The sequence below is a fragment of the Acidovorax sp. K2F genome (assembly GCF_025246485.1).
GTDB lineage: Bacteria > Pseudomonadota > Gammaproteobacteria > Burkholderiales > Burkholderiaceae_C > Acidovorax > Acidovorax delafieldii.
Window position 1 is genome coordinate 1 of record NZ_JAOBSQ010000072.1, and the last position, 4,678, is coordinate 4,678.

Annotated in this window: 11 protein-coding genes; 2 read left to right on the forward strand and 9 right to left on the reverse strand. The window is 64.0% G+C overall.

The genetic code is table 11. The features are described 5' to 3' along the window. Positions 1-273: 273 nt before the first annotated feature. From N4G42_RS25030 to N4G42_RS25040, 3 genes are read right to left on the reverse strand one after another with little or no spacing between them, the layout of a single operon-like run. Positions 274-468: a hypothetical protein gene (locus tag N4G42_RS25030; protein ID WP_260669112.1), complete on the reverse strand. Its 195-nt coding sequence runs from the start codon at positions 466-468 to the stop codon at positions 274-276. Between the two features lie 43 nt (positions 469-511). Further along, a complete protein-coding gene (locus N4G42_RS25035; RefSeq protein WP_260669113.1) occupies positions 512-796 on the reverse strand; it encodes a hypothetical protein in 285 nt (94 codons plus the stop codon). Further along, positions 793-1,197, reverse strand: coding sequence for a hypothetical protein (locus N4G42_RS25040; RefSeq protein ID WP_260669114.1), 405 nt, complete (start codon positions 1,195-1,197; stop codon positions 793-795). The genes N4G42_RS25035 and N4G42_RS25040 overlap by 4 nt, the downstream gene beginning before the upstream one ends. Here N4G42_RS25040 and N4G42_RS25045 point away from each other — a divergent pair. Beyond that, positions 1,184-1,474: a type II toxin-antitoxin system RelE/ParE family toxin gene (locus tag N4G42_RS25045; protein WP_260669115.1), complete on the forward strand. Its 291-nt coding sequence runs from the start codon at positions 1,184-1,186 to the stop codon at positions 1,472-1,474. The two genes, N4G42_RS25040 and N4G42_RS25045, sit on opposite strands and share 14 nt — an antisense overlap. Then, positions 1,471-2,076 carry a BrnA antitoxin family protein gene (locus N4G42_RS25050; protein ID WP_260669116.1) on the forward strand — a complete coding sequence of 202 codons (606 nt, stop codon included), beginning with the start codon at positions 1,471-1,473 and terminating at the stop codon, positions 2,074-2,076. Before N4G42_RS25045 ends, N4G42_RS25050 begins: the two co-directional genes overlap by 4 nt. Before the next feature lie 13 nt (positions 2,077-2,089). On the opposite strand, the gene N4G42_RS25055 is transcribed toward N4G42_RS25050, so the two are convergent. The 6 genes from N4G42_RS25055 to N4G42_RS25080 form a co-directional block, all read right to left on the reverse strand. Then, entirely contained in the window at positions 2,090-2,329 is a 240-nt protein-coding gene (locus N4G42_RS25055) for a hypothetical protein (RefSeq protein ID WP_313771930.1), read from the reverse strand. Positions 2,330-2,406: 77 nt separating this feature from the next. After that, positions 2,407-2,790: a hypothetical protein gene (locus tag N4G42_RS25060; RefSeq protein ID WP_260669118.1), complete on the reverse strand. Its 384-nt coding sequence runs from the start codon at positions 2,788-2,790 to the stop codon at positions 2,407-2,409. Further along, entirely contained in the window at positions 2,787-3,245 is a 459-nt protein-coding gene (locus N4G42_RS25065) for a D-Ala-D-Ala carboxypeptidase family metallohydrolase (RefSeq protein ID WP_260669119.1), read from the reverse strand. Before N4G42_RS25065 ends, N4G42_RS25060 begins: the two co-directional genes overlap by 4 nt. Next, on the reverse strand, positions 3,242-3,526 hold the full coding sequence (locus N4G42_RS25070; protein ID WP_260669120.1) for a hypothetical protein: 285 nt from the start codon (positions 3,524-3,526) through the stop codon (positions 3,242-3,244). Before N4G42_RS25070 ends, N4G42_RS25065 begins: the two co-directional genes overlap by 4 nt. Then, positions 3,523-3,897: a hypothetical protein gene (locus N4G42_RS25075; protein WP_260669121.1), complete on the reverse strand. Its 375-nt coding sequence runs from the start codon at positions 3,895-3,897 to the stop codon at positions 3,523-3,525. The genes N4G42_RS25070 and N4G42_RS25075 overlap by 4 nt, the downstream gene beginning before the upstream one ends. A 22-nt stretch (positions 3,898-3,919) precedes the next feature. Beyond that, positions 3,920-4,606, reverse strand: a complete 687-nt coding sequence (locus N4G42_RS25080) for a GDSL-type esterase/lipase family protein (protein WP_260669122.1) — start codon at positions 4,604-4,606, stop codon at positions 3,920-3,922. Between the last annotated feature and the right edge of the window lie 72 nt (positions 4,607-4,678).

Sequence of the window (4,678 nt, forward strand, 5' to 3'; positions counted from 1 at the left end):
GCGATCGACTATTCTTCCGGCCCGCCGCAGTCCTCGCAAACATCTCCCGTCGGGCCGTTGTCGCTAACCACTTCATACCCACCAACGCAGTCATCGCACAATGACTTCTCCGGGTAGTTGTCACTCGACTTTTCAGAAGTCAGATCCCCGTAAACGGTGTATTTTCGGTTTTCCATGTAACGCTCCAAAGTTATAAGGACCGTCACGATAGGGCCTACAGTCAGCTGCGACCAGGGGGAATATCCGCCTTGAATCCAAGCGATCCAGCGCCATTTACCCCCGCACCGCACCGTGAAGCGCCATCAGGCGTTGCGCGATACCCTCGGGGTCGATCCGCATGTTGCTCATCGTGGTGGTGCCCACGCACACATGCTCGTACCAAATGTGGAACCCTGACAGGTCTGGCATCTCCACCAGGCTGCACTGTCGAATCGCAGCGCCGATACTCGGGGCGCCCCACTCGTCCATTTCAGTCCTTCCATCGAGGACCATCACACGATAGTTTCCGGGTTCAATCTTGCTGATGTGCAGGGTCAGGAGCATCTGAAGGCTGGTCTTCTTGGATTGGTTCGGCCACCGCGTGAAAAGCGGTCCAGAACCAGAGGTTAACCTTCCTCCGAGGGCTTCTGTTCAGTCGGTAGGTGATGCGCACCCGCCCGTGGTGGGCAACCTCGATCACTGCTTGCATCTGCGCAGGCTGATCCGGCCCCGCCTGAGGGAGTTGGCCCATGCCTCGGCTGATGTCTTGGCCCAGGATCTTGACCAGGATCCCCTTGTCCACGCCAATCTCGATCATTTCAGCCTGCTCTCGGGTGGCAGCGTCAGCATGGCGAGCCCCGCCGGTGGCCGCGGCGCCAGCCAGTGGACCCACAGCCCCTTAAGCCAGGCCAGCGCGCAGACCACCGCCACCACACCAACACCCCATTGGCCGCTGCGCCACACGGACCAGAACCAGAAGGGCTGGCTGATCAGGCCGACGATGCAGGCCCAGCGCTGGAACTGCGCGGTGCGACTCTGCGACAGCCAGATGGCGGCAGGGCCAAGGATGGCCAAGGCGGTTTGGACGAACAGATCAGGAGGCATGCCGGGATTGTGCATCACTGGATAAAAGATCAGTGAATTATTTTTTGTATCTACACAAAAGCAGCTTGCTGTTATATTTTTTTGTAGATACAATAAACCTATGTTCACAGTCATCGAAACCCCCACCTTTCAGAAGCAAGTCGCTGACGTGTGGACCGAAGCGGACCGCCTGGAGTTCATCAGCTTCATCGCTGCCAACCCCGAAGCTGGCGACGTGATCCCCGGTGCTGAAGGTGCCCGCAAGGTGCGTTGGTCGGTGGCGGGCAAAGGCAAGCGCGGTGGTGCCCGGGTGGTGTACTTCAATATCACCGCGGAGGAAATTGTCCTGCTGGTGGCTGTGTACACGAAGGCCGACAAGGCCAACATTCTTCCGAAGGAGATCAAGCGATGATCAAAACCCTGAAAGACCTTCAGGGCCTAGACGCCGACAAGGTGGCGCGGGCCATTGAAGCAGACGCTGGGCAGGGAATCCCCGGCCTGCGTGAGTCCCTGGCTGAACTGAAGGCGGGCAAAGTCGGAACCATGCACACACCCGAGAGCATCGCCGCGCGTGCCAAGGGCGGACGCCCCAAGGGCTCTGTGAAGGAGAACCCGAAGGTGCCTACCAATATCCGGTTTGATCCGGATGTGCTGGCCGCGCTGAAGGCCTCCGGCCCAGGCTGGCAGACGCGTCTCAACGATCTGGCACGACGACAGGCTGCTGCGCCCCAGGCGGCCTATGTGTTCGACACCCGGGACACACAGAATCTCGCGCGCATCAAGAGCGTGAAGCCAGGCCATCCGCAGATGGTCCAGATGGTGCCCGATAACGACTTTGAAGTCGCGCCCATCACCGGGTTTGCCTTCATCGAGGTTGATCAGGGGAGCACCTGGTTCAAGGTGTTCGTGCCTGGCAACGAACTTCCGATGCAGATGCACCTGTCAGATGTAGCGGACGCATACGAATCCTGCGCCCAGCTCCGAGCGCGTCGGCAAACGGCCGTGAAGGTCTGACGCTCTGGCCGGCCTACTTCGGCCACGCTGCGCGCAGCCCCAGCGGCTCCTTTTCCGGTCCCTGCGCAACAGGCCGCGTGCAGATGACCAGAGCGGCCACCAACTGCCCTTCGTACCCTTCGCGGCGCTCAATCTCTGCCATCGCAGCCTGGGCGAACTGGTCCACATCGGCGCCCGGGCGCAGCGCCTCGGTAGGCATCACCGGGCGGTCTGGGATGGGCTCTTTGCACTCCACGGGCACGGCGACGTTCACGCGCTGGATTTCCACATGATTCCTGCCCGCGCTGCACGCCGATAAAGCGCAAGCAGCTATCAAAGAAATAGCAGTTTTCATGGCTTCGCCCTCCCCTTGAGCCACTCGTCCACCCGAGCCTGCGCGCTAGCGCACACATCACCCGGCACCGGCGGTGGCGCGGCCAGGATCTCGTCGGCGCGCGTGTTGTGCCCCTGGGCGGCGCTGGCGGCAGCAGCACGGGCGGGCACAGCCTCGCGGGCTCGCTTGTCGGCCAACTCGCGCAGATCGTCCACGCTGTCGCTGCAGGCGCTGGCCGCTTGGCGTGCGCCGTCACGCTGCCCCTCCATGTCGCGCAGCGCGGTGCGGGCCTCGGTGGTGTCATCGCGCTGGCCCAGGTAGGCCCAGCCCAAGCCAGCGTTGGCTGCAAGGCTGATCGCCAGCACAACCATCATGGGTGTGATCGTGGGCAGCGGGATCATGGCAATTCCTGAATGCCCAGCTGGGCGCCCTGGTCGGTGATGGTGATCACGCGGTTGGAGGCCTTGTCGGGCACGCGGGTGCTGACGTGCACCCACTGCTTGCCCTTCACGCCCTCCAGGATCAGCTGGCCGATGCCCAGCACCGACACCAGCGGCGCCAGGCAGCGCGCAATCTGCGTGGGGGTGCCGTAGCTCGGCGCCTGGATGTCAGCAGCGTGGCCTTGGGTGTGGTCGCTGCTGGTGACACCGCCCACGGCCTCGTTGACCTGGCGGTTACGGTAGCCGCTGGTGACGGTGATTGGCACGCCCAGCGTGCTGCGGATGCGCTCCAGCATCTCGGCCGTGAGCACCAGGCGCGGCACGATCTCGGGCGGTGGCGTGTTGTCCAGCCCGAGCTGGCGAGCCTTGCTGCTGGCCGTCAGCTCGGCCAGGGTGAAGTGTTCAGTGAGCTTCATGAGGTTCTTTCAGAGGCGAAACTGCGGGGGACGCCCCCATTCCAGTATTGGGATGTGACCCATTGCACCTGCACGATGGCCAGGGCCAGCAGCACCCCGAACCATGGCAGCGGCCAGCCCATCAAAGGCCAAGCCATGCCCAGGGCGGCCACGGTGCCGAGGGCCCAGAACGAAAGGCGGATGGCGGCGCGCGTGCGCCGGTTGGTCTTCTGCATTCGACAGAACACCGTGAAGAACAGCAGCAGGCACGCTACCTCATGAGCGATGAGCAAGGTGTTCATGGCTTGGGCCCTCCTGCGCGCGCCAGCACGGCCTGCAGCGCCGACCCGACAGCCTCGAAGACAGGACGCCAGCCATTGCCAAGGGCGCCAATGGCAAAGGCCACCGGCGCCAGCGCTTCATTGGCGGGAATCTGCCACTGGTTCTGCAGCACCAGAGACAGCGCGGAAGTGAGCACAACGGCGGTGAGGGTGCAACGCAGCAGCAACCAAGCCCCCGCGCTCCGGGTCATGGTGTCTGCCGCACTGAGAGGCCACAGCGCCCCAGCCAGCGCCGCGAACACAATCAGGGCATAGGGCCCGGCCATGGGGCCAAGCAGGGCGATGGATAGGGCGGCCAGGCTGATGCCTGATGTAGAAGTTGGTTCTGGCATGTGCTCCCTCTGTGTTTTGTTGTTATGCGGCCCGCTCAATGGCGGCCACCAGCAGCGCCGCCAGCCGATCCGATGCGGCCTGCGTGCGGTGCACGTTGTCGAACACGTCCTGCGGCCCCTGGTAGTCCTCGCCCCAGCCCGCGTGCTGCAGGCCAAGCTCGGCCGCCACGCGCAGGGTTACCGCGTTGAGTTCATCCCGGCGCGCCTTGATGGGTGGGGTGAAGATGTCGGCCACCGGCAAGTCCACGATGCCGGTGAGCACGGCGGTGCGGCCTTCGGCTTGCACGATGCGGATAGCCTCGCGCAGGTCGGCTTCGTATTCCGCCACCGTGCGCATCTCCAGCGCGTCGTTACCACCGGCCTCCAGCACGACGATGCGGGTGTTGCGCTGCACTTGCGCATAGGGCGGCTGGGGGCCGCGCGGGAACAGCTCGGGCCCGGCACCAGGGAATGGCTCGGTGTAGCCCGCTATGAGCTGCCACAGCTTGAGGCCGTACACGCCCCGGTCATCCACAGTCCACTGCGGGCGCCACTCGCGCAGGCGGGCTGCAATGTTGTGGGCCAGCGTGGGGCCGTAGAGGATGCTGTCGCCGTCCAGGGTGACGGAGACAGGCAGAGGGGGCGAAGCGGCGCCACCGCCCTTGCGCGACAGGGCAAACGCAGCCACAAGGCCAAGGCCCACGATGATGGCAATGGTGATCGGGTCCATGGGTCAAACCTCCGAGGGTTGGGCGAGGGTCATATGTGGTCCCCTGAAGGGTCGAAAGGGTCGAGCAGCGGT

What these genes read in the sequence shown, in the direction of transcription:
- N4G42_RS25030 (WP_260669112.1), bottom strand. Translation starts at nt 468, where the DNA reads ATGGACGAGTGGGGCGCCCCGAGTATCGGCGCTGCGATTCGACAGTGC.
- N4G42_RS25035 (WP_260669113.1), bottom strand. Translation starts at nt 796, where the DNA reads ATGATCGAGATTGGCGTGGACAAGGGGATCCTGGTCAAGATCCTGGGC.
- N4G42_RS25045 (WP_260669115.1), top strand. Translation starts at nt 1,184, where the DNA reads ATGTTCACAGTCATCGAAACCCCCACCTTTCAGAAGCAAGTCGCTGAC.
- N4G42_RS25040 (WP_260669114.1), bottom strand. Translation starts at nt 1,197, where the DNA reads ATGACTGTGAACATAGGTTTATTGTATCTACAAAAAAATATAACAGCA.
- N4G42_RS25050 (WP_260669116.1), top strand. Translation starts at nt 1,471, where the DNA reads ATGATCAAAACCCTGAAAGACCTTCAGGGCCTAGACGCCGACAAGGTG.
- N4G42_RS25060 (WP_260669118.1), bottom strand. Translation starts at nt 2,790, where the DNA reads ATGATCCCGCTGCCCACGATCACACCCATGATGGTTGTGCTGGCGATC.
- N4G42_RS25065 (WP_260669119.1), bottom strand. Translation starts at nt 3,245, where the DNA reads ATGAAGCTCACTGAACACTTCACCCTGGCCGAGCTGACGGCCAGCAGC.
- N4G42_RS25070 (WP_260669120.1), bottom strand. Translation starts at nt 3,526, where the DNA reads ATGAACACCTTGCTCATCGCTCATGAGGTAGCGTGCCTGCTGCTGTTC.
- N4G42_RS25075 (WP_260669121.1), bottom strand. Translation starts at nt 3,897, where the DNA reads ATGCCAGAACCAACTTCTACATCAGGCATCAGCCTGGCCGCCCTATCC.
- N4G42_RS25080 (WP_260669122.1), bottom strand. Translation starts at nt 4,606, where the DNA reads ATGGACCCGATCACCATTGCCATCATCGTGGGCCTTGGCCTTGTGGCT.